This window comes from Caballeronia zhejiangensis (assembly GCF_000698575.1).
Lineage (GTDB): Bacteria > Pseudomonadota > Gammaproteobacteria > Burkholderiales > Burkholderiaceae > Caballeronia > Caballeronia zhejiangensis.
On the sequence record NZ_JFHD01000007.1, the window covers coordinates 1 to 21,096 of the forward strand.

15 protein-coding genes are annotated in these 21,096 nt (G+C 64.2%); 10 read left to right on the forward strand and 5 right to left on the reverse strand.

Annotated features, from left to right (window positions below):
• The 3 genes from BG60_RS11930 to BG60_RS11940 all read right to left on the reverse strand — a co-directional run.
• Positions 1 to 1,656 (reverse strand): chloride channel protein (locus BG60_RS11930; RefSeq protein ID WP_034471752.1); only part of this gene is annotated, 1,656 nt, incomplete at its 3' end.
• Positions 1,657 to 1,673: 17 nt separating this feature from the next.
• Positions 1,674 to 2,084 carry a MarR family winged helix-turn-helix transcriptional regulator gene (locus tag BG60_RS11935; protein ID WP_008353238.1) on the reverse strand — a complete coding sequence of 137 codons (411 nt, stop codon included), beginning with the start codon at positions 2,082 to 2,084 and terminating at the stop codon, positions 1,674 to 1,676.
• Between the two features lie 19 nt (positions 2,085 to 2,103).
• On the reverse strand, positions 2,104 to 3,258 hold the full coding sequence (locus tag BG60_RS11940) for an HPP family protein (protein WP_008353239.1): 1,155 nt from the start codon (positions 3,256 to 3,258) through the stop codon (positions 2,104 to 2,106).
• Between the two features lie 256 nt (positions 3,259 to 3,514).
• Between BG60_RS11940 and BG60_RS11945 the strand changes: the two genes are divergently transcribed.
• A complete protein-coding gene (locus BG60_RS11945; RefSeq protein WP_008353240.1) occupies positions 3,515 to 5,362 on the forward strand; it encodes a DUF3857 domain-containing transglutaminase family protein in 1,848 nt (615 codons plus the stop codon).
• A gap of 3 nt (positions 5,363 to 5,365) precedes the next feature.
• Here BG60_RS11945 and BG60_RS11950 read toward each other — a convergent pair whose 3' ends face one another.
• Entirely contained in the window at positions 5,366 to 7,297 is a 1,932-nt protein-coding gene (locus BG60_RS11950; protein WP_008353241.1) for an SUMF1/EgtB/PvdO family nonheme iron enzyme, read from the reverse strand.
• Positions 7,298 to 7,615: 318 nt separating this feature from the next.
• Between BG60_RS11950 and BG60_RS11955 the strand changes: the two genes are divergently transcribed.
• From BG60_RS11955 to BG60_RS11995, 9 genes are all read left to right on the forward strand, one after another.
• A complete protein-coding gene (locus BG60_RS11955) occupies positions 7,616 to 8,053 on the forward strand; it encodes a DUF4399 domain-containing protein (protein WP_033537047.1) in 438 nt (145 codons plus the stop codon).
• Between the two features lie 27 nt (positions 8,054 to 8,080).
• Positions 8,081 to 8,539 carry a DUF4399 domain-containing protein gene (locus tag BG60_RS11960; RefSeq protein ID WP_008353243.1) on the forward strand — a complete coding sequence of 153 codons (459 nt, stop codon included), beginning with the start codon at positions 8,081 to 8,083 and terminating at the stop codon, positions 8,537 to 8,539.
• Positions 8,540 to 8,880: 341 nt separating this feature from the next.
• Entirely contained in the window at positions 8,881 to 9,180 is a 300-nt protein-coding gene (locus tag BG60_RS11965) for a hypothetical protein (RefSeq protein ID WP_008353246.1), read from the forward strand.
• Positions 9,181 to 9,495: 315 nt separating this feature from the next.
• The gene (locus BG60_RS11970; RefSeq protein ID WP_239294402.1) at positions 9,496 to 10,908 is read left to right on the forward strand and encodes an efflux transporter outer membrane subunit; all 1,413 of its coding nucleotides are present in this window, start codon (positions 9,496 to 9,498) and stop codon (positions 10,906 to 10,908) included.
• Between the two features lie 251 nt (positions 10,909 to 11,159).
• Complete coding sequence (locus tag BG60_RS11975) at positions 11,160 to 13,685, forward strand: FHA domain-containing protein (RefSeq protein ID WP_033537065.1); 2,526 nt, start codon at positions 11,160 to 11,162, stop codon at positions 13,683 to 13,685.
• Entirely contained in the window at positions 13,663 to 15,036 is a 1,374-nt protein-coding gene (locus BG60_RS11980; protein WP_008353252.1) for a beta-barrel domain-containing protein, read from the forward strand. The genes BG60_RS11975 and BG60_RS11980 overlap by 23 nt, the downstream gene beginning before the upstream one ends.
• A gap of 73 nt (positions 15,037 to 15,109) precedes the next feature.
• A complete protein-coding gene (locus tag BG60_RS11985; RefSeq protein WP_008353254.1) occupies positions 15,110 to 15,862 on the forward strand; it encodes a peptidylprolyl isomerase in 753 nt (250 codons plus the stop codon).
• Between the two features lie 21 nt (positions 15,863 to 15,883).
• Positions 15,884 to 18,943 (forward strand): peptidase domain-containing ABC transporter, encoded by a 3,060-nt coding sequence (locus tag BG60_RS11990; protein ID WP_008353255.1) that lies wholly within the window; start codon positions 15,884 to 15,886, stop codon positions 18,941 to 18,943.
• Entirely contained in the window at positions 18,940 to 20,253 is a 1,314-nt protein-coding gene (locus BG60_RS11995; protein WP_008353257.1) for a sigma-54 interaction domain-containing protein, read from the forward strand. The genes BG60_RS11990 and BG60_RS11995 overlap by 4 nt, the downstream gene beginning before the upstream one ends.
• A gap of 7 nt (positions 20,254 to 20,260) precedes the next feature.
• Here the strand turns inward: BG60_RS11995 and BG60_RS12000 are convergent, their stop codons facing one another.
• Positions 20,261 to 21,031 (reverse strand): PP2C family protein-serine/threonine phosphatase, encoded by a 771-nt coding sequence (locus tag BG60_RS12000; protein ID WP_008353259.1) that lies wholly within the window; start codon positions 21,029 to 21,031, stop codon positions 20,261 to 20,263.
• Between the last annotated feature and the right edge of the window lie 65 nt (positions 21,032 to 21,096).

Below are 21,096 nucleotides of genomic sequence, written 5' to 3' on the forward strand. Positions count from 1 at the left end.
CGACGCCTCGTCCGCGACCACCGGCAGGCGCTCCAGTTCATGCACGGCGAGACGCGTCGCGGCAAGGCGGCACGGCTCGCCCGGCAGCGCGAACGCCGGCGCGCCGTGCTCCATGCGCTGCAAGGCATCGCCGATGCTGACGCCCGACTGCGCCACCGGCGACGCCCCGATCAACGTCCCGAGCGACGCCCGGTCCAGCATGCCGACGAGCACGCCTTCGCGCACCACCGGATACGCCCGATGCACCTGTTGCGGCCCGAAATGCTTCGCGAGCACGTCGGAAAGCGGCGTGGCGGCGTCGATCGTCAGCACGTCGCGCGTCATGACTTCATCGACGTGATGGCGCTCCAGCGGATCCACGCCGTATTCGCGATAGATGTGATAACCGCGCCGCGCGATCTTCTCGGTCATGATCGAGCGCTTCATGACGACGGTCGCGAAGCCGTGCGCGACGAGCGTCGCGGCGAGCAGCGGCAGGAGCGCGTTCGCATCGTGCGTGAGGCCGAAGGCGAAGACGATCGCGGTGAGCGGCGCGCCCAGCGTCGCGCCGAGCGTCGCGGCCATGCACACGAGCGGCCAGAGCGCGGTGTCGTGGCCGGGCAGGATCGCGCCGAGCGCGGTGCCGAGGCCCGCGCCGAGCATCAATAGCGGCGCGAGCACGCCGCCCGAGGTGCCCGAAGCCAGCGCGACGACCCAGATGATCGCCTTCACGGCGAGAATCGACAGCGCCACCTGAATCGCGATGTGCTGATGCAGCAGATCGCCGATCACGTCGTAGCCCACGCCGAGCGCGCGCGGCTCGAGATATCCGCCGATACCGACGATCACCGCGCCGAGCGCCGGCCACCACATCCAGTGAATCGGCAGCTTGTGGAACAGGTCTTCGAGCTTGTAGAGCGCAGCCGACAGCCCCGACGCCAGCGCGCCCGACAACAGCCCGGCCACGAGGCACGAAAGCAGCGAAATCATGTGCGGCGGCGGCGTTTGGAGCGGAAAGAGCGCGCCCGTACCGAACACCGCCGCGCGCGCGAAGCCCGCGACCGCGCAAGCGAGCGCGACCGGCAGAAAGCTGCGCGGCCGCCATTCGAACAGCAGCAGTTCGACCGCGAGCAGCACCGCCGCGACCGGCGTGCCGAACACGGCCGTCATGCCCGCCGCCGCGCCCGCGACCAGGAGCGTCTTGCGCTCCGCGGCGGTCACGTCGATGCATTGCGCGATCAGCGAGCCGAGCGCGCCGCCCGTCATGATGATCGGGCCTTCCGCGCCGAACGGCCCGCCGCTGCCGATCACGATCCCCGACGACAGCGGCTTCAGGATCGCCACCTTCGGCGACATGCGGCTCTTGCCGAACAGGATCGCCTCGATCGCCTCCGGAATGCCGTGTCCGCGAATCTTGTCCGAGCCGAAGCGCGCCATCATGCCGACGATCAGTCCGCCGATCACCGGAATGCCGATCACCCACGGCCCGAGCGTATTGAGCGCGGGCGAGTTGTCCTCGAGCGAAAGCGCGCCGAAGAAAAACAGGTTCGTGAACAGATGGATGAGCGCAAGGAGTACGACGGCCGCGAGCGTGGCGATGCCGCCGATGACGGCGGCGAGTCCGCATATCTTCAGCAGCCGGTCGTTGACCGAAAAGTCACGTTTGTGATGGTCCATGAAGGCGCTCCAGGAATTCAGAAATCGATCTGCGGCACGCGGAACGCGCCATCGAGAGACTTGATCTCCGCGCGATGCAGCGCGGCGAGGCGCGTGAGCACTTCTTCGCCGCGCGCTTCGAGATGCACCCGCACCTGACGGCGATCCTCTTCGCTCTGCGCGCGTCGCACGAGCCCGGCCGCCTCGCAGCGCGTGACGAGCGCCACCACGCCGTGATGATGCGATTGCAGCCGCTCCGCGAGTTCGCCGACCGTTGCCCATTCGCGCCCCGGATAGCCCTTGATGTGCAGGAGCAGCAGATATTGCAGCGGCGTGATGCCTTCGTTCTGCGCGGCCTGCTCGGAGAAGCGCTCGAAGCGCCGCATCTGATAGCGGAATTCGGACAGTTGCTCGAAGTCCGGCTTGTCGAGTTTGCGCGGAGTGTTCATCGGATTTCAGTGGACGCGCTCAGGCGGTCTTGCGCTCGCCCGCGAACGATTGTCGATAGAGGCCGGAGATCAGATCGGCTTCGGTGATCATGCCCGCGAGCTGATCGTGCGCGCCGACCACCGGAATGTGGTGATGCCCCAAGTGCGCGAACATCGGCACCAGATCGGCGATGGCGGTGCTCGTCTTCACGGTGCAGACGTCGGTTGTCATCAGCGAGGCGACGAGCGGCGGCGTCGTCGACGGGCCGCGCATCAGCCGCTCGATCGCCTGCTGCGCGCGTTGCCCGATGCCGTCGCGGCGCACCGGCGCCAGGTCCGCGCGCGTGACGATGCCGCACACGCGGCGCGTCGCGTCGATTACCGGCAGCGCCTTCACCTGATGCCTGTCGATGAGCGCGAGCGCCGCCTGCGCGCTCGTCTCGGGCGTCACGGAGACGATCGCGCGCGACATGATGTCGGCGCACGTGAACTCCGTGAACCGGCGCGCGTAGGCCTGCAACTGCGCTTCGCGAAGCAGCGCTTCGAGATCGTCCGGATCGACGTCGAGCAATTCGCTGCGGCGCGACAGCACGGCCTGCAGGTCGGCGCGCGTGAACGAGTCGGCGCCGGGCGGCGCGACCGCGGGTTTCGGCGCGGCGTGGCCGTGCGGATAGCGATGCCCGGTGAGCGCGTGAAATGCGATCGCCGACACGAGCAGCGCCGCCGACTGGATCGCCACCGGCGCGAACACGAAGCCATAGCCGAGCGCGTGAATCGACGGCCCGCCGAGCACGGCGGTCAGCGCGACCGCGCCCGAAGGCGGATGCACGCAGCGCAGCGCGAACATCGCGCAGATCGCGAGACAGATGGCGAGCGCGGCAGCGTCGACGGGATCGTGAACGAACATCGCGCAGCTGACGCCGACCGTCGCCGACACGATGTTCCCGCCGATGATCGACCACGGCTGCGCGAGCGGACTCGCGGGCACGGCGAAGAGCAGCACGGCGGACGCGCCCATCGGCGCGATGAGATACGGAATCGCGGATGCATCGCCGATCAGCAGATGCGCCAGCCCGCCCGTCAGCGCAATGCCGATCAGCGCGCCGAGCCCCGCGCGCAATCGCTCGGTCCAGCGCAGCGTGACCGGAGCGGGAAGAAAGCCTTGGAGCCAGCGAAGCAATGCGATACGCGTCACTTTTCAGCGTTCCGGGAAGAGTCAGTGGAAGGTCACACTGGCTGGCCGGATCGAGGGCGCGAAAAGCAAGCGTGCGACAATCGTAAAATTGTATCGCAATATGATACAAAATGTCGCGCGCTTCGATTCGTCCCAGGATTCGTCGCACTTTTGATCCGGTTGAACGGGCGTGCGCGGCCGCCATGTCCTCCTGTACGATGAGTTTTCCCTTGCGCGGCGCGGACACTTCGACATGGCACGTCGCAACATTTCCCGGATGGCGTGCTACATCGCGTTCGCGTGCGCGTGGCCGTGCGCGGCGGTCGCGGCGGACGAAGACCCGTCGACGATCGTCAGCGACGTTCATGAGTTCGTCGTCGCGAGCGACGGCTCGCTCACCGAAGACGACATCACCGTGCTGCGCGCGAACACGTCGGCGGGCGTCGACGAAATCGCGCAGCGCTACGTCTGGTATGACAAGAGCGTGTCGAAGGTGGAGATCGTCGAGGCCTATTCGATCGATGCGAGCGGCGCGCGCCACGACGTCTCGCCGGATCAGATCCGCGACGTTCAGGAGCCGCGCTCGGCGGGCGCGCCGACGTTTCAGGACGCGAAACTGCGCGCGGTGATCTTTCCGGCGATGGGCATCCGCTCGACCGTGCATCTGCGTTTTCGCAAGAGCCAGGCGGCGGCGGTCATTCCCGGGCAATTCAACTATTACGTCGATCCGGGGCAGCGGCCCGTCGTGCAGCAGACGCTCGTCTTCGATCTGCCCGCCGACAAGCCGCTTTATGCCGATGCGCGCGGCTATGTCGCCGAGCCGCCCGTCACGGCGAACGGGCGCACGCGTTACGCGTTCACGTACCGGCACGATCGTTTCGCGCGCATCGAAAGCGGCTCCGTGGGCTATGCGCAATACGGCGATCGGCTGATGGTCACGACCTTTCCCGATTACGCGAGCTTCGCGAAGGCCTACCGCGACGCCGCCGCCGATCCGGGCGCGACCGATCCCGCAATCCGCGCGCTCGCGCAATCGCTCACGCAAAACGCCGCCGACGACCGCGCCAAAGCCAAAACGCTCTACGACTGGGTGCGTCACCATATCCGCTACGTCGCGATGTTCATCGGGCAGAGTCCGGCCGTGCCGCATCGCGTGACGGACGTGCTCGCGAATCGCTACGGCGATTGCAAGGATCACGTCGCGCTCTACGGCGCGCTGCTCGATGCCGTCGGCATTCGCAACGAGCCCGCGCTCATCGGGCTCGGTTCGGTCTATACGCTGCCGTCGGTGCCCGGTTACGGATCGGGCGCGATCAACCACATCGTCACCTGGCTGCCGGATCTGAACGTGTTCGCGGACAGCACGGCGGCGAGCGTCGAATTCGGCTTTCTGCCGCTCGCCGACATGGACCGGCCCGCGCTGCTCGTGAATACCGGCGCGCTGGCCCGCACGCCCGCGACGCAGCCGCTCGCGCGCACGGCACGGCTGCAGATCGAGGTCGCGGACAAGGGCGAGGCGAATTTCGCCTACTGGGTCGAGGACGCGGGATGGAGCGCGGAAATCGAGCGGATCAACCTGCGTCTCGCGAATGCGCAACGGCGCGACCAGATCGCGGCGGACCGGCTCCGTTACACGAATCTGCGCGGCGCGGGGGCGTTGACGACGAGCGACGTCGATGCAACCGGCGGCCCGTTCGCGACGACGCTGCGCGGCACGCTCGACGACATCGTCTGGCCGACGGGCACGACGGCATTGCCCGCGCTGTCGAGCCTGTCGGGCGGCATCGCGACGGCGGTGCGCAACTGGCTCGCCGAGCGCACGCGCACGCAGCCGTATCTGTGCATCGGCGGCACGTTCGACGAAACCGCGCAGATCACGCTGCCGAAGACGACGCACGTCGCCGAAGTGCCCGACGATCTCGATCTGACAAGCGATGTTTTTCGTTATCGCGCGCGCTATGTGTTCGATCCGTCGACCAACGTGATCCAGATATCGCGCACGCTCGACGCCCGCTTCGGCAGGCAAGTCTGCACGCCCGACGATTTTCGGGCGGCGCTGCCGCTGCTCAAGAAAATCGAGCGGGACACGCAGGCGCAGATCATCCTGAAAGCGCTGGGCGGATGAACCTCACTCCATGTCCCGCGCGACGCGAAAGCCGTTCTGCGATTGCCGCACGCTCGAGCTGTACTTGAAGCGCGTCGCCGACTGCATGTAGGCCGCGCCTTCGCGCCACGAGCCGCCGCGAATCACGCGCACGCTGCACGACGGATCGTCCCAGGCGCGGCCATCGGCGGGCGCGTTCTTGTAGGAACTGTGCCAGCAGTCGGCGACCCATTCCCAGACGCTGCCGTTCATGTCGTAGAGGCCGTACGGGTTCGCGGCGAACGATCCGACCGGCGTCGGCGCTTCGGGCTTGTACGGATCGCCGCAATCCTTGCAGTCGGCGGTGCCTTTTTTCATCTGATCGCCCCACCAGTACGTCGATTGCGTGCCGCCGCGCGCGGCGTATTCCCATTCCGCTTCCGTCGGCAAGCGATACGGCTTGCCGCCCACCTTGCTCAGCCATTTGACGTAGACCTGCGCGTCGTCCCAGCTCACGTTGCGCATCGGCGCGTTGCCGGGCGGCGTCGATTCGCCTTCGGGCGCGACGCGCGTGCATGCGCCCGCATCGGCGCAGGCGTTCCATTGCTCGACGGTGACTTCGTATTTGCCGATGGCGAACGCACGCCCGACCGACACGCGATGCGGCGGCTTCTCGGCGGGATCGTCGTTGTTGCTGCCCATCGTGAAGCTGCCCGCGGCGATCGGGATCAGCACAGGGCACGCCGGGCAATCCTTGATCTCGCCGCCGCTCGCCGTCTTGGCGGCCGGTTTGGTGGTCACGGCGGCGGGCGGCGCGGCAGGCGCTGCCGCCGTGCTCGGGCGCGGTTTTTCAGGCGCGGCAGCGGTAGCCGGCGCGGACGGCGCGGGCGTCGGCTTCGGCGCGGGTGCGGGTGCGGCCGGTGCGGCGGTCGCGGCAGGTGGCGCGGAAGCGGCGGGCTTTGCATTTCCGGCTGCGCGCAAACGCTCGATGCGCGCCTTCGCGAGCGCCGCGAATCGGCCGTTCGGATAAGCCTTCAAATAGGCTTCGTAATCGCTCGGATAGGTGCTGTCCTTGATCGAATCCCAGAACGTCAGTTCGTACTGCTCGTTGCTGTCTTTCGGCAGAATGCCGCGCGTGCGGACGATGCTGGCGGATTCGGCAGGCACGATGGCGGTCGCGTCCGCTATACGCATGTTCGACGTCGTATCGGCGATGGCGAAGCCGTCATCGAGCGTGGACGCGATCCACGGCCGCTGCGCGCCATGCGATGCCCGCGCGACATCCGATGCCGCCGCAGCGAACGCCGCCGGCGTCACCGATGACCGCGCGCCCAACGCGTGCAGCAACGCCGCGGTATAGCGCCCGTTGCGCGCGTCTTCGGATGCGGCATCGCCCGTCGCAGCCGCATACGCGACGAGCGTGCGCGGCGGCAGCGTCCACGTCCGCGCGCGCGTTGTCTCGAAGGGATCGGTGAGACACATGTCGAGCACGACGATGTTCGCCGCGTCCGGCCGCGCCCGCGTGATGCGCTCGACGATGTCCCGCGCGGAAATCGCATCGCGCACGAGCGTCGCGGGGCGTTGCTCGCGCGCGTCGAGCGGCACGAGCAACGCATCGCCGCCCGCCTGCAATCCGTGGCCGGCGAAATAGACGAGCGCCGTATCGTCGGGGCCGAGGCGCGCGGCGAACGCATCGAGTGCCTGGCGCATCGCGGCTTCGTCGAGATTCGTGCGGCGCGTGACGTCGAAACCGAGCGCGCTCAGCGCGATGCTCATGTCGTCGGCATCGCGCGATGCGCTCGCGAGCGGCTGATCGAGATAGTCGGCATTGCCGATCACGAGCGCGAGATGACGGGGCGCGTGTGCGATCGTCGAGATCGGGGAAGAGGGCGGCGCTGTGACCGATGCCGCGTTCGCTGATACGAGCGTCTGGCCGATCGTCAGGACAACGCTCGCGATAAGAAGAGTTCGCCACATGTTCACACCCTGTCCGTCCGGCTTTGAGTGGAGGGCATCGCACTGCATTCGCGTGCGATGCCAACGCTTCGGGTACGGCATCAACAACGATAGCACGCGCTCAGACGCCGCTTAATCCCCTGAAAGGAGGTATCCGTCATGAGGTTAATCAGGCCCCCCGCGTGACCGTATCTTTTTTAAACGTTACGTCCTAATCTAAAAACCAGCGACGCAGCATCAGGTAATCCGCATCGCGCTCGAGCACGAGCGTTCGTCCGTGCCCGGAGCGATTTCCCTGGCCCATCCGCGAGGCCTTTCAACGAGAGAGGCGTGCATAACATGCTGAGAAGAACCGTGCTTGGCGCGCTGGCTTCCCTGGCCGCATTGGCCGCCGATTCGTCGTTTTCCGCCGCGCGTGCCCGCACGCCCGCGCCGCCGAACGCCGAGGCGTACATCATCTGGCCGCCGGACGGGGCCGTGATCACGGGCGGCAAGCTATGGGTGCGCATGGGCTTGCGCAACATGGGCGTATGTCCGAAGGGCGTCGATCTGCCGAACGTGGGGCATCACCATCTGCTCGTCGATACCGATCTGCCGCCGCTCGATCAGGAGATCCCGTCCGATCGCAATCACCTGCATTACGGCGCGGGCGAAACCGATGCTCGCCTCGAATTGCCGCCGGGCAAGCACACCTTGCAGTTGCTGATGGGCGACTACAACCACGTTCCGCACGACCCGCCGGTGTATTCGAAGAAGATCACGATCATCGTGAAATGAGCTGTGCACTTGCCGAGGGCACATGACATGAACAAACGATCCGCTGATGCGCTCGCGCTGCCGCGTTCGCTCCTCGTCGCCGCCACGCTCGCGACGGCGTTCGCCGCGCCTCATGCACTCGCCGGGACGACGCCCGCGCCGGCCAACGCGTATGCGTACATCGGCTTTCCGAACGATGGCCAGACCGTGCCCGCGGGCAAGCCGTTCCGCGTCTGGTTCGGGCTGCGTTTCATGGGCGTCGCGCCGCGCGGCGTGAAGTTTCCGAACACGGGGCATCATCATTTGCTGATCGATGTGGACCTGCCGCCGATGGATCAGGAGATTCCATCGGATCGCAATCATCTGCACTACGGCGCCGGCGAGACCGAAACGATGATCGAACTGCCGCCGGGCAAGCACACGCTTCAGCTTTTGATGGGCGATGACAAGCACATACCGCATAACCCGCCCGTCTATTCCCGAAAGATCACGATCTACGTCAAGTAAGTCCGGGCGCCGCGTGATGCATCGAGCGGCGCCTTTCCCGATTGCTTTCATCCAACTCGTATCCGCGTGCGTATCGCGGAGGGGATCGTTCGTCCCCTGCAAATCGCACGGGTGTTGCCGGGCAACAGACAGTGAAGATCGGAAGTGTCGGGCGGGCAGCATCATCGGCTTAGAAGGACAGATGCAGCGTAAATCGGCGCAGCCCATATGCAGCGCGGCGCGCAGAGAAAAACGCATGACGCATGACGCGATTGGCACAGCCTGTGCATTGAATGGCGGCGAGCAGACAAGTTGCTCCGAGCCACCACCGAATGCGCGACGCGCACCCAAGGAGAGCGGAAATGAAGACGCTGACCATCAAGGACCTTCCCGTCACCGAAGATCTCGACACGCGTGCAATGTCGGCGGTGCGCGGCGGCTCCGCGGTCCTGTTTCCCGGCTTCATCTCGATGAACGGCACGACGCTCTCGATGCCGTTCAATCCGCAGCAGATCATCAATCAGACGCAGACGACGTTCAATCAGAACGGCAGCAACATCGCCTTCGCCGAAGCGCTGAAGTCGCAGTCGACAGTCACGCCGACGCAGAGCGCGAAGAACATCGCCAACGTGAACTTCGGCATCGCGGGCGATCTCGCATAAGCGAAACGTCGCGAGGAATGAACCGCATATCGGTGCGGTAAGCATCGAGGTAGTCGCAGCAAAGGCGGGGCGCGGGGAGCTTCGCCGTAACACCGCCCTCAGCATCGGGCGTAGTGGTTCGCGCGCGGGTCGCATCCGTCGCCGGACCGCGTCACGACGACGCGCGACGTGCCTCAAGAGCACGCGCGCGCAACGTGACTTAACCCGTATGGAGTCGCGGCGCGCCGTGTGATTTACTTGAATGACCGGACGGCCGGCGCCGTGCTTCTCACCCATGAAACTGACCGTCGGTGCGCGTTCACCGGGAGCGAGATCGTGCGAGCCTTGTTGCCATCGTTAGGGCTGGTTGCAGCCGCGCTGCTTTCGGGCTGCATCGACGTGACGCCGCCGACGTATCAGCGGCCCGACACGCCCGAGAAAACCGCCTTCACGAAGACCGACGCAGCGAAGGTCGCCGCATCCGACACGATCCGGCCCGACTGGTGGAAGCAGTTCAACGACCCGTATCTCGACTCGCTGGTTGAAAAGGCCATCAGCGGCAACTTCGACATCAAGGTGCTGGCCGCGCGCATCCAGGTGGCGGGCGCGCAGATCGGCGAGGCGCGCGCGGGCGCGTTGCCGTCGATGGATCTCGGCGCGGGCGCGAGCTTCGAGAAGACGACCGGCCAGCAGTTCTCGAAGCAGTACAACCTGGCGACGCAGGTGAGCTGGGACATCGATATCTGGGGCTCGGTGGAGAAGGGCGTGCAGGCGCAGAAAGCCGAATTCCGCGCGACCGAGGCCGACTGGCGCGCCGGTTATCTCGAACTCGTCGCACTCGTCTCGACGACGTACTTCCAGATTCTCCAGTTCGACGATCAGATCGATCAGCAGAAGCAGACCATCGCGACCAACCAGCAGATCCTGACGATCTTCGAAGGCATGCAGAAGAACGGCCTCGTGCCGAAGACGCAGGTGCTCACGCAGCGCGCCGAACTCAACCGGCTGACGCGCGAGTTGCTGGAGTTGCGCCGCTCGCGCGATCTCGCGAACAACGCGCTCTCGACGCTGATGGGCGTGCCGGCAGGCGAGTTCCGGATGCCCGACGGCAAGCTGCAAAAGCGCGTGCAGATTCCGCCGGTGCCGGAGGGATTGCCATCGCAGTTGCTCGCGCGTCGCCCCGATCTGATCGCGGCCGAATATCGCGTGCTCGAAGCGTATGACCTCGTCGGCCAGGCGAAGCTCGCGCAACTGCCGACCATCAACCTGACCGGACGCGCGGGCACTGCAAGCTTTCAACTGACCGATCTCCTGAAGATCTTCACGCTGAGTTTCGTGCCGAGCATCAATATCCCGATTCTCGATCCGTCCGTGCGCGCTCACGTCAAGACGACCGAGGCGCAGACGACGGTGGCCGAACAGCAATATCGCAGCACGGTGATGAACGCGTTCGAAGAAGTGGAGAACGCGCTGGTCAATCTCGATTCGCATACGAAGCAGCGCGTCGAGCTGCAACAGGAAGTGGATCAGTTGACGATCGTCGCCGCGCAGATCGACGCGCAACTGAAAGAGGGCGTGATCTCGCAGCTTCAGGTGTTCGAGACGGAGCGCACGCTGCTCGCGGCGCAACTCGCGCTGCTCGCGAACCATCAGCAAATTCTGTCGGACACGGTGACGCTTTATAAGGCGCTCGGCGGCGGCTGGCCGACCGTCGATGTGCAAAGCGCAAGCAAGGACGGATTGAAGTGAAGCACTCCATGAATAATGTGCACCAAATTAATAATATGAATTGCTAACGATCGTGCCGGATCGCTCATGGATGGCGTGATGCAGCGGTGCAGCACGATTGACTACGACGATGCGTGACTTAAACTCTCAACAGCCGCCGGCTGCAAATGACTTCGATTACGGCGCGGTCCAACTTGTCCATGCGCCCGACGTTGCCGGGCAATCCTCTGGCGCGTCGGCGGCAGCGGCTGGACGTACCTCGTGACATGGACATGGCTCAAGGCTTTTCCGTGGCGGATCCGCAGCCGAGCGTGGGCGAGGCGTTCGACGTCGTCCTGAAGCCCGCGCCGCATGGCGAGCTTGCGCGCGAGCTGGCGGAGAGACTCACGGAGATCCGTATCGACGAAAATCTCTTCGCTATCGGCCGCGCCGAAGCGCCGTTCGATACGAGTCCGCCCGAAGCCGTGGCGCAGCTCTCGCGCCGTCATGCGCGCATCTTCATCGAGCACGGGTTCGTCTATATCGCCGATCTCGCCAGCAAGAACGGCACGGCCGTAAATGGCACGCCCGTGCGCGAGACGCCCGCGCGCGTGCGAAGCGGCGATGTCATTTCGTTCGGCAGCAAGCTGTCGTATCGCGTGCAGTTCGCGCCGCGCGCGCGGCGTCTGAATGCGCCGAAACCAATCGGCCTCACGCTCACGCCGCAGCGCGACGATCTCGGTCTTCAGCCGATCGAACTCGCGCAGTTTCCGTTTCTCGTCAGCAAGACCGACGACACGTTTTCGCGTTATCGCGATGAGTATCCGCATCAGGTCAATTACGTGTCACGGCGCCACGCGCATGTGTTCATCAAGGGCGGCGCGCCGTTCGTCGAGGACCTCGGCAGCACCAATGGCACGTTCGTGAACGGCGAGCGGCTCGGCGCGTCGGCGGTCGAACTGAAGAACGGCGATACCGTCGCGTTCGGCGGAACGCACTTCGCGTACGTGGTGCATCTGCACGGCGACGAAAGCGAATCGACGCTCACGGAAATTGTCGCGCAGGTCGCCGCGCCATCGCACGACGACGAATCCGACAGCGACAAGACGACCTTCGTCGGCTCGGCGCATTCGTTTCTCGACATCTTCTGCGTCGATCAGGCCGCGGCGCGCGAGGATGAAGTCAACGAAGAGGCGCAGCCGACACCCGCCGAGGAAAAGCGCCCGGACGCGCGCGCCGCGAAGCGCAGCAAGTTCGGGCTCTTCGTGTCGGAGTTGCGCCGTGTGCTCGCGAACGACGATGCGCGCGCCGCGCGCCGCACGCGCATCATCGTGGCGTGCGTGCTGACGGCGCTCGTTGCAGTCGGCGCCGCGCTTTTCTATAGCGGTTCGAACGAGCGTGAGGCCAAATCGCTGATGGAGCACGGCGAGTACGCCGAGGCCGCGGCCGTCACGAACGATTATCTGAAGACGCATCCGAAGGACGCGCCGTTCACGTCGATGAACACCGAGGCCGTGCTCAAGTCGAACGTGCCGCGCTGGCTTGCTGCACTGAAAAAGGGCGATTTCGCGAACGCAGACGCGATCATCGCGCAGATGCGTTCGCTCAGCGAGCACAACGCAGACGTGCATTCGCTTATCGACGAACTCGAATGGATCGGCAAGCTGGAAAGCTTTGTGATGAGCCGTGGCGGCGCCGAAGCGCCGATCCGCATGTACGGCGACGAGCCGCGCATCGGCGCAATCCTGAAGCATTGGGAAGCGGACGCGGCGGGACATCAGCGCGATCTGGACCGCATCGCGGGCTATGTGCCCGAGTTCCGCGATCCGTATGCGCTCGCGCTGAGTCATCTGCGCAAGCTGCAAAGCGACGATTCGGTGTATCTCGCGGCCATCGAGAGGCTCGATGCCAGCATCGCGAAGAATCTCGGCCAGGACGATCCCGATGCGATCGGCGCGGCGTTGAAGGAATATGCGGACAAGTATCCGCGGCTCGCGGGTCTCGATCGCGTGCGCGCCGATCTCGATGCCTACGCGGGCTTGCGACGCAGCATCAACGGTGCGAGCCTCGCGCCGCTCGCGGGTTCGGTCAGCAAGGCCCATTTCTCGACGCCGCCGTTCCAGGAAAAATTTCGGCAGATGACCGCGAGCCAGTTGCCGCCGCCCGACGTGCTCGCGCAATACACGAGCGTCGCGGATGCATGGAATCGCGGACAGAGCGCGCAGGCGATCGACGCGCTGCAAAAGCTGCCTCAAGGCTCGTGGACGCAGACCGTGCAGAAGGAACTCGCGCACAAGAAAGCCGTGGCCGCGCAGTTCGCCGAGCTGCAAAAGGCGCGCGGCTCGAAGGGCTACGAAGACGCGCTGCTGTCGTTCTACGAGACGCTCGATCTCGAGAGCGACGCGTTCTACGCGAAAGCTGTCGCGCCTGAATTCACCGCGTTGAAGGACAGGGCGACGGCCCGCGCGCAAGCGTTGATGACGCAGGCGCAAACGTCGTGGCAGCAGTATCGGACGAACGGCGGCATCGGCGGATCGCAGCGGCTCGAATCGGGCGTCTCGGATGTGTTCCGGACGCAGGCACGGCTGCTGTCCGACGCGGAAGACGCGGCCACGCGCGGCATGCGTATTTTCCGGCAGGTTAAGGCGGACAGCGCGACGGCGAAGTGGACCGCGCTCGCCAATGAGATCAGCACCGAAGCGGATCTGCAACGGCGTTCGCTGCAGGATCTGCGGATGGTGCTCGAACCGGGGCTTCTCAATACCAAGCTGAGTCTGATCGGCGGAGGCACGAGCAGTGAAGAGAGACGCACACCTTAAGCCGCTGTCGGAGGCGCTAGGCGAACACGGCGCCGAAGGCATCGCGATTCTCACGGCGGAGCCCGCGCGGCTCACGCAGGGCCTTGTCTTCGCGATGGTGGCGCTCGTCGCGTCGGCGCTCGTGTGGTCGTTCGTCGGCCATGCGGACGTGATGGTGACGGCGCAAGGCACGCTCGCGCCGGAATCGGAAGTGCGGCGTTTCTATGCGCCGATCGACGGCGAGCTCGCCGATCTCTATATCGCCGAAGGGCAGCCCGTGCGCAAGGACGATGTCGTCGCGCGCCTGAATGCGCGCGGTGCGATCGAAGCGGCGACCAATGCGCTCGAAGCGCAGCTCAAGCTCGACGATGCCGAGCGCGAATGGAAGCAGTTCCCCGAAAAGAAGCTGCTGATGGAGCGCAAGATCGCCGCGCTCAAGGATCAGATGGATGTGGAAGAGCATCAACATCAGCAGCGCGTGGCCGAAGGCACGAGCAAGCTCGCGGAAGGTCAGAAGGCGCAGTTGCAGGAAGCGCGCAGCACGCTCGAAAACGCGCGCCGCGCCCGCGATGCCGCGAAGGTCGAACTCGACCGCTTTCAGCGTCTGCTCGCGTTGCCGGGCGGCGGCGGCATTGCGGAAGCGCAGGTCGATCAGAAACGCAATGCCTATCTCGAAGCGGACGGCGCGTATCGCGTCGAGCAATCGCGGCTCGCGGAACTCGACTTCCGTCTGAGTCACGATTTCACGCAGGCCAAGCGTCAACTGGAAACGAGCGGTCAGGAAGCGACGAGCCTGCGTCTGCAATACGAAGCCGCGATGCGCGAAGTCGCGAGCACCGAAGACAAGTTGCGTTTGCAACTACAGACCGCGCGCCTCGTCGCGGATGCGGCCGCGCGCATCAAGTTCGAGAACATCGACAAGGACAATTTCCTGTTGATTCTCGCGCCGGTGTCCGGCGTGGTGACGGACGTGACATCGACGCAGCCCGGCGACAAGATACAGGCGAACACGCCGCTCGGCGGCATCGCGCCGGCCAATGCGAAGCCGGTGCTCAAGATCGAGATCGCCGAGCACGACCGCGCGTTTCTGCGCGAAGGGCAGCGGGTGAAGCTCAAGTTCAATGCGTTTCCTTATCAGCGCTATGGCGTGATCGAGGGCACGCTCGCGTTCATTTCGCCCGCGACCAAGCCGAGCCCGACGAGCAAGCAACCCGTCTACGAAGGACGCGTGACGCTCGATCGCGATTCCTATCAGATCGCGGACACGAAGTATCCGCTGCGTTACGGCATGACGGCGACCGCTGAGATCGTCGTGCGCGAGCGGCGCCTCATCGATCTCGGGCTGGATCCGTTCCGCAATGTAGCGGGATAAATATGGGGGGTTACACGGGCGCCGCAACGCGAACATGATGCGCAATTCAACATGGAACCGAACGGAGAACGATATGACGGCGATTGTGCGTATCGACGACGAAGTGGTCGACGTCGGCGAATTCATCAGGTTATTGAAGTTGAATGGTCAGTTCGACAGTCTCATCGAGCAGCTCGTGCGCGACAAGCTCACGGTGCGCGCGGCGAAGAAGTCGGGTATCGCCGTGAGCGACGATGAAATCCAGAATCGCGCCGATCAGTTTCGGCGCATTCGCGGTCTGCATCGCGCGGCGGACATGAACAATTATCTCGATGCGCTGCATGTGAGCCTCGACGAGTTCGAGGTCTTCATCACCGACACGCTGTATCAGGAAAAGATGCTCGACAAGGTAGGCACGGCGCGCGAGATCGAAGAGTACTTCCAGCTCAACTCGCCGAAGTTCGACAGCATCGAAGTCAGTCATATCCTGCTCGACACCGAAGGCAGCGCGAAGGAAATGATCTCGTATCTGAACGACGATCCCGACAGCTTCGCCGACATGGCGCGCGAGCACTCGCTCGCCGACACGCGCGACGCGGGCGGCGTGATCGGCCGCGTGATGCGCGGACAGATGAAACCGGACGTCGAAGCGAAAGTCTTCAACGCGGAGGTCGGCGATCTGCTCGGGCCGTTCGTATCGGCGGACGGCGCATCGTATGAGATTTTCGCGGTGACGGCGAAGTATCCGGCGAAGCTCGACGAGGACGTGTCCGCGGAAATTCGCCGCCTGCTGCGCGAAGACTGGATGATGGCGCGTGCGCAGGAACACGTCATCGAAGCACGCTGATCGACCGGAACGCGACACGACATGGACGCTCCATCGAGCCTTGATTCGCCTGCCGACTTTCTTTCGTCGGTGGAGATTCTTTCGCCCTTCACGCGCGAGGAAATCGAGCAATTCGCGGCGCAAGCGGAGTCGCGGCGCTTCGGTTTCGGCGAGACCGTGTGCAACGCGGGCGATGCGGCCGATGGACTCTATATCGTGAAAGCGGGGTCCGTGCGTATCTTCACCGAAGAGCACGGCAAGGAAATCAGCATGGGGGTGAAGAAGGAGCGCGAGACCTTCGCGGATATCGCGATGCTGCGCGACTATCGCCATGAGTCGTCGGTGCGCTCCTCCGGCAAGACCGAGCTGCTGTTCATCCCGCGCACGGCGATCGACCCCGTCATCGCGAAGAATCCCGCCGCGCTCGCCTTCGTCACGAGCTATGTCGCCATTAACTCGGCGGGCGGCTTCGTCGCAAAGCTCTTCGATCTGCGCGGCAAGCTCGACAAGGCCGAACTCGAAGAATGCGTGCGCAGCGTCGGCGTGAAGCGTGTCGCGGAAGGCAAGGAGATTCTCAAGCAGGAGTCGCGCGACGACCGGCGTCTCTATGTCGTGCGGCAAGGCGAAGTGCGGATCGTGCGCGAAGAGGGCGGCGAGCGGCATGTGCTCGCGACGCTCGGTCCCGGCGAGATCTTCGGCGAGAAGGCCTGCGTGATGCGCCAGGAGCAGATGGCCTCCGCCATCGCGAGCACCGATACGCGCCTGCTCGTGATTCCCGAGAAGACCGTGCACTTCATCATCGAGCGAAACGTGAAGCTGCGCGAAGTGCTCGAAGAGCGCATCCGCTTCACCGAGCGCGAATTGCAGCGGCAGAAGAAGATTACCGAGCGCCGCAAGTTGCCCGCAATGCTCGATCTGCACACGAAGCCCGAACTAGGCGAGCGCGTCATCAAGCGCTTCGCGTGGATCGAGCAGGCGGAGGAGATGGATTGCGGCGCGGCCTGTCTCGCGATGATCTGCCGTCACTACGGCATCAACATGACGCTCGGCAAGCTGCGCGAACTGGCCAACGTCACGACATCCGGCGCGACGCTGGATTCACTCGCACGCGCCGGCGAATCGCTCGGCTTCACGACGCGCGGCGTGCAGTGCACGTTCGAATCGTTGCGCGGCTTCGAGATGCCGTTCATCGCGCATTGGGAGGGATACCACTACATCATCGTCTATGGCGTGTCGAGCGAGAACGTATGGGTCGCGGACCCGGCGATCGGCTTCAGGAAGATGACTGTCGGCGAGTTCGAGCGCGGCTGGAGCGGGACGTGTCTGCTTTTCACGCCGGGGCAGGATCTCACGCAAAAGGCCGTGTCGCGTTCGCCGTGGCTGCGTTTCGTCGGCTATCTGAAGCCGTACAAGAAGATCCTGCTGCATCTCTTTCTCGCGACCTTCGTCATTCAAGTGCTGGGCGTGATACCGCCGCTCATCATCCAGAACATTCTCGATGGCGTGATCGTGCATCAGAACGTGAACCTGCTTCATGTGCTGATCGCAGGGCTCATCATCGCGAGCCTGTTCACGCAGCTCATGACGACGATACGCGCGTATCTCGCGAACTTCATGGTCCGCAACATGGACTTCGCGATGATGTCGCAGTTCTTCAGGCACACGTTCTCGCTGCCGTTCGGCTTCTTCGCGAAGCGCAAGACCGGCGATGTGTTCGCGCGCTTCCAGGAGAATCACACGATTCGCGCGTTTCTCACCGAATCGACGGTATCGACCGTGCTGAACCTGCTGATGATCTTCATCTACTTCACGATCATGTTCCTCTACAACGTGAAGCTCACGTTGCTGCTGATCGCGTTCGTCATCCCGATGATGGTGCTCACGGTCGTCGCGACGCCGCGCATCAAGCAGAACGCGCGCGAAACGTTCTCAGCGGGAACGGATGCGCGTTCGTATCTGATGGAAGCACTCGGCGGCGTCGAAACGGTGAAGGGCATGGGTATCGAGCGCGCGGTGCGTCTCAAGTGGGAAAAGAAGTATGCGAAGTCGCTCGAAGTGCAATACAAGTCGCAGCGCTTCAATATCGTGGTGGGCTTGTGCAGCCAGTTGCTCAATGCGGCGACGACCATCGGCGTGTTATGGGTCGGCGCGAATCTCGTGCTTGCGCGCGAACTGACCATCGGGCAACTGATCGCGTTCAATGCCTACATGGGCAGCGTGCTCGCGCCGCTGATGGGTCTCATCAACTTGTGGAGCCTGCTGAACGATGCGGGCGTCGCGATGGAGCGGCTCGGCGACGTGCTCGATATCGAGCCGGAGCAGAAGCCCGAAGACATGCAGCAGCGCGTCATGCTGCCCGACCTGCAGGGCGATATCAGTTTCAACGGCGTGTACTTCCGTTATGGCGAAGGCGATGCGCCCTACGTGCTGGAGAACATCAGCTTCGATATCAAGCCGGGCGAGCTGATTGCGATCGTCGGGCGCAGCGGCTCCGGTAAAACGACGCTCGCGAAACTGCTCGTCGGTTTCTATGCGCCGAGCGAAGGCAAGATGACCGTCGATGGCTACGATATCAACGTCGTCGATAAAGGGTTCTTTCGCGCGCAGATCGGCTATGTGATGCAGAGCAACCTGCTGTTTTCGGGGACGATCGCGGAGAACATCGCGAGCGGCGATGAAGCGCCGGACAGAAGGCGTATCGAAGAAGTCGCGAAGATGGCCGACGCGCACGCGTTCATCGCGAAGATGCCGCTCGGTTATGAGCAGGTGGTCGGCGAGCGCGGCGTAGGGTTGTCGGGCGGACAGATTCAGCGCTTATGCATCGCGCGGGCGCTGTATCACGATCCACGTCTGCTCGTATTCGACGAAGCGACGTCCGCGCTCGATACGCAATCTGAAAGCAATATTCTCGGCAACATGCAGGAGATTTTGAAAGGGCGCACGGCGGTCATCATCGCGCACCGCCTTTCGACGATCATGCGCGCCGACAAGATTCTCGTGCTATACGAAGGCGGCATCGTCGAACAGGGCAAGCATGACGAACTCGTCGCGAGAAAGGGCATGTACTACCAACTCGTGCAAAAGCAACTGAGCGCAGCATGAAAATACTCGACCAACCGGAAAGCGATACCAGCGCGCCCGCGTCATCGGCGATTTCGTATGCGGGGCTCATCGAGAAGATCGAGATCTTGCGCTCGACGCTTCGATGGACCTCGCGGCTCGAGCGTCCCGAGATCGAAAAGCTGTTGCGGCAGGCGAGCACCCTGCGCGACGAAGTCATGCAACTGTCGCACAAGGAGCGCTTCGTGCAGGCGGCGGCCGCCGAACCGAAGCGCGATCTTCCGCCGGGCGCGCGGCGGCAGGCGCTGATCGAACGCAGCTTCGTATTCGAAGGCACGTTCGGCGATAACCCGAAGTTGCTGGAAGCGCTGGAAATCGCGGAAAAAGCCGCGCCGACGGACTTGCCGGTATTGATCGATGGCGAAAGCGGCACCGGCAAGGAATTGATGGCGAAGGTCATTCACGCGAACGGATCGCGTGCCGACAAGCCGTATATCTCGGTGAACTGCGGCGCGATTCCGGACAATCTGCTGGAGTCCGAACTATTCGGGCATCGCAAGGGCGCGTTCACCGGAGCGAGCAATGATCGCAAGGGAAAATTCGAAAGCGCACACACGGGCACGATCTTTCTCGATGAGATCGGCGAACTGCCTTTGCAGGGGCAGGTGAAGCTGTTGCGCGTACTGGAAGCGCATGAAATTCAGCGCGTGGGTTCGGACGAGCCCATCGCGGTGGATACGCGCATCGTCGCGGCAACCAATCGCAACTTGCGCAAGTTCTGCGACGAGGGGCGTTTTCGCGAGGATCTGTTTTATCGGCTGAGCGTCATTCATCTGACGCTGCCTGCTTTGCGTGAACGGCGCGATGAAATTCCGCTGCTGCTCGCGTATTTCGGCGACGAAGCGGCCGCGACATTGAAGCGCCGGCCGGTGAAGTTGTCGCCGCGGCTACGGGATTTTCTGCGCAACTATGACTATCCGGGGAACATCCGCGAGTTGCGGAACGTGGTGTACCGCCTCGCGTGTCTTGCGGGCGATATGGCCGACATCGATCATCTGCCGGTCGATATACGGCCGAAGTCATCGCTCTCGCTCGCAATGGGCGGGCCGGCGGCGAGCGGAAACGGCATCGCGACGGCGAGCTCGCTCGCGGAAGCGAAGCGCGTCGCCAGCGACGAAGCGGAGCGCGCGTTTCTCGAACGAGGCTTGCAGGAAACCGGCGGAACGGTGGCCGAGCTTGCGAGACGGTACGAGATGAACCGCTCGCATCTGCAGATGCTTTTGAAAAAGCACGGGCTGCATTCGAAGGAGTTTCGAGCGGCGGCGCAGAAGAACAAGGAGGCGGGCGGTTGAGCCGCCTTTAAATCGACGGATTCACCTGCGTCTTATCCGTCGCCATCAAATCGACCGCATGCGCGACGACCACTGAAATATTGTCGCGCCCGCCCCGCGCGAGCGCGATTTCCAGCAGCCTTTGCGCGGCGACATCGCAATTGCCCGGCGCGAGCTCGCTCATCATTTCGGCTTCGCTGACTTCGTTCGATAAACCGTCGCTGCATAGCAGGAACGTATCGCCGTCGTTCAGGGCGAGCGTGTTCTCGTCGAGTTCGAGCACATCGAGCGCGCCGACCGCGCGCGTGATCAGATGCTGCGCCGGATGATGCAGCGCTTCTTCCGCCGTGAGTTGCCCGCGCGCCTTCAGTTCCTCGACGTGGCTGTGATCGCGCGTGAGCTGCACGAGCCGTCCCTGGCGCAGCAGATAGATGCGGCTGTCGCCGGCCCATACATAACCGCACGCGCCATCGCGCGCAGCGAGCACGACGACCGTGCTGCCGATGCGCGACACCTGGCGCCGCGCCGCTTCCGCACGCAGCTTGTCGTTCACGTCGAGAAGACGCGCGCGGGCATCGGCGATGGTGCCCGCAAGATTGTTCGCCGGCGATACCTTCGCGAGGCTCTCGATCACCATCCGGCTCGCCAGATCGCCGACCGCGTGGCCGCCCATGCCATCGGCGACGGCCCACAGTCCGCGCTCGGGCGCATCGAGCAGCGCGTCTTCGTTGATCTGCCGGACGCAGCCGGTGTCGGTGCGGGCGGCGGATGTCCATCGAAACTCGGTGGTGAAGGTCACGGCAACCTCCGGAATGCTGGGTGACGCGGCGTCGGGCGGGCCTTGCGGACGATCCCGCTCATTGT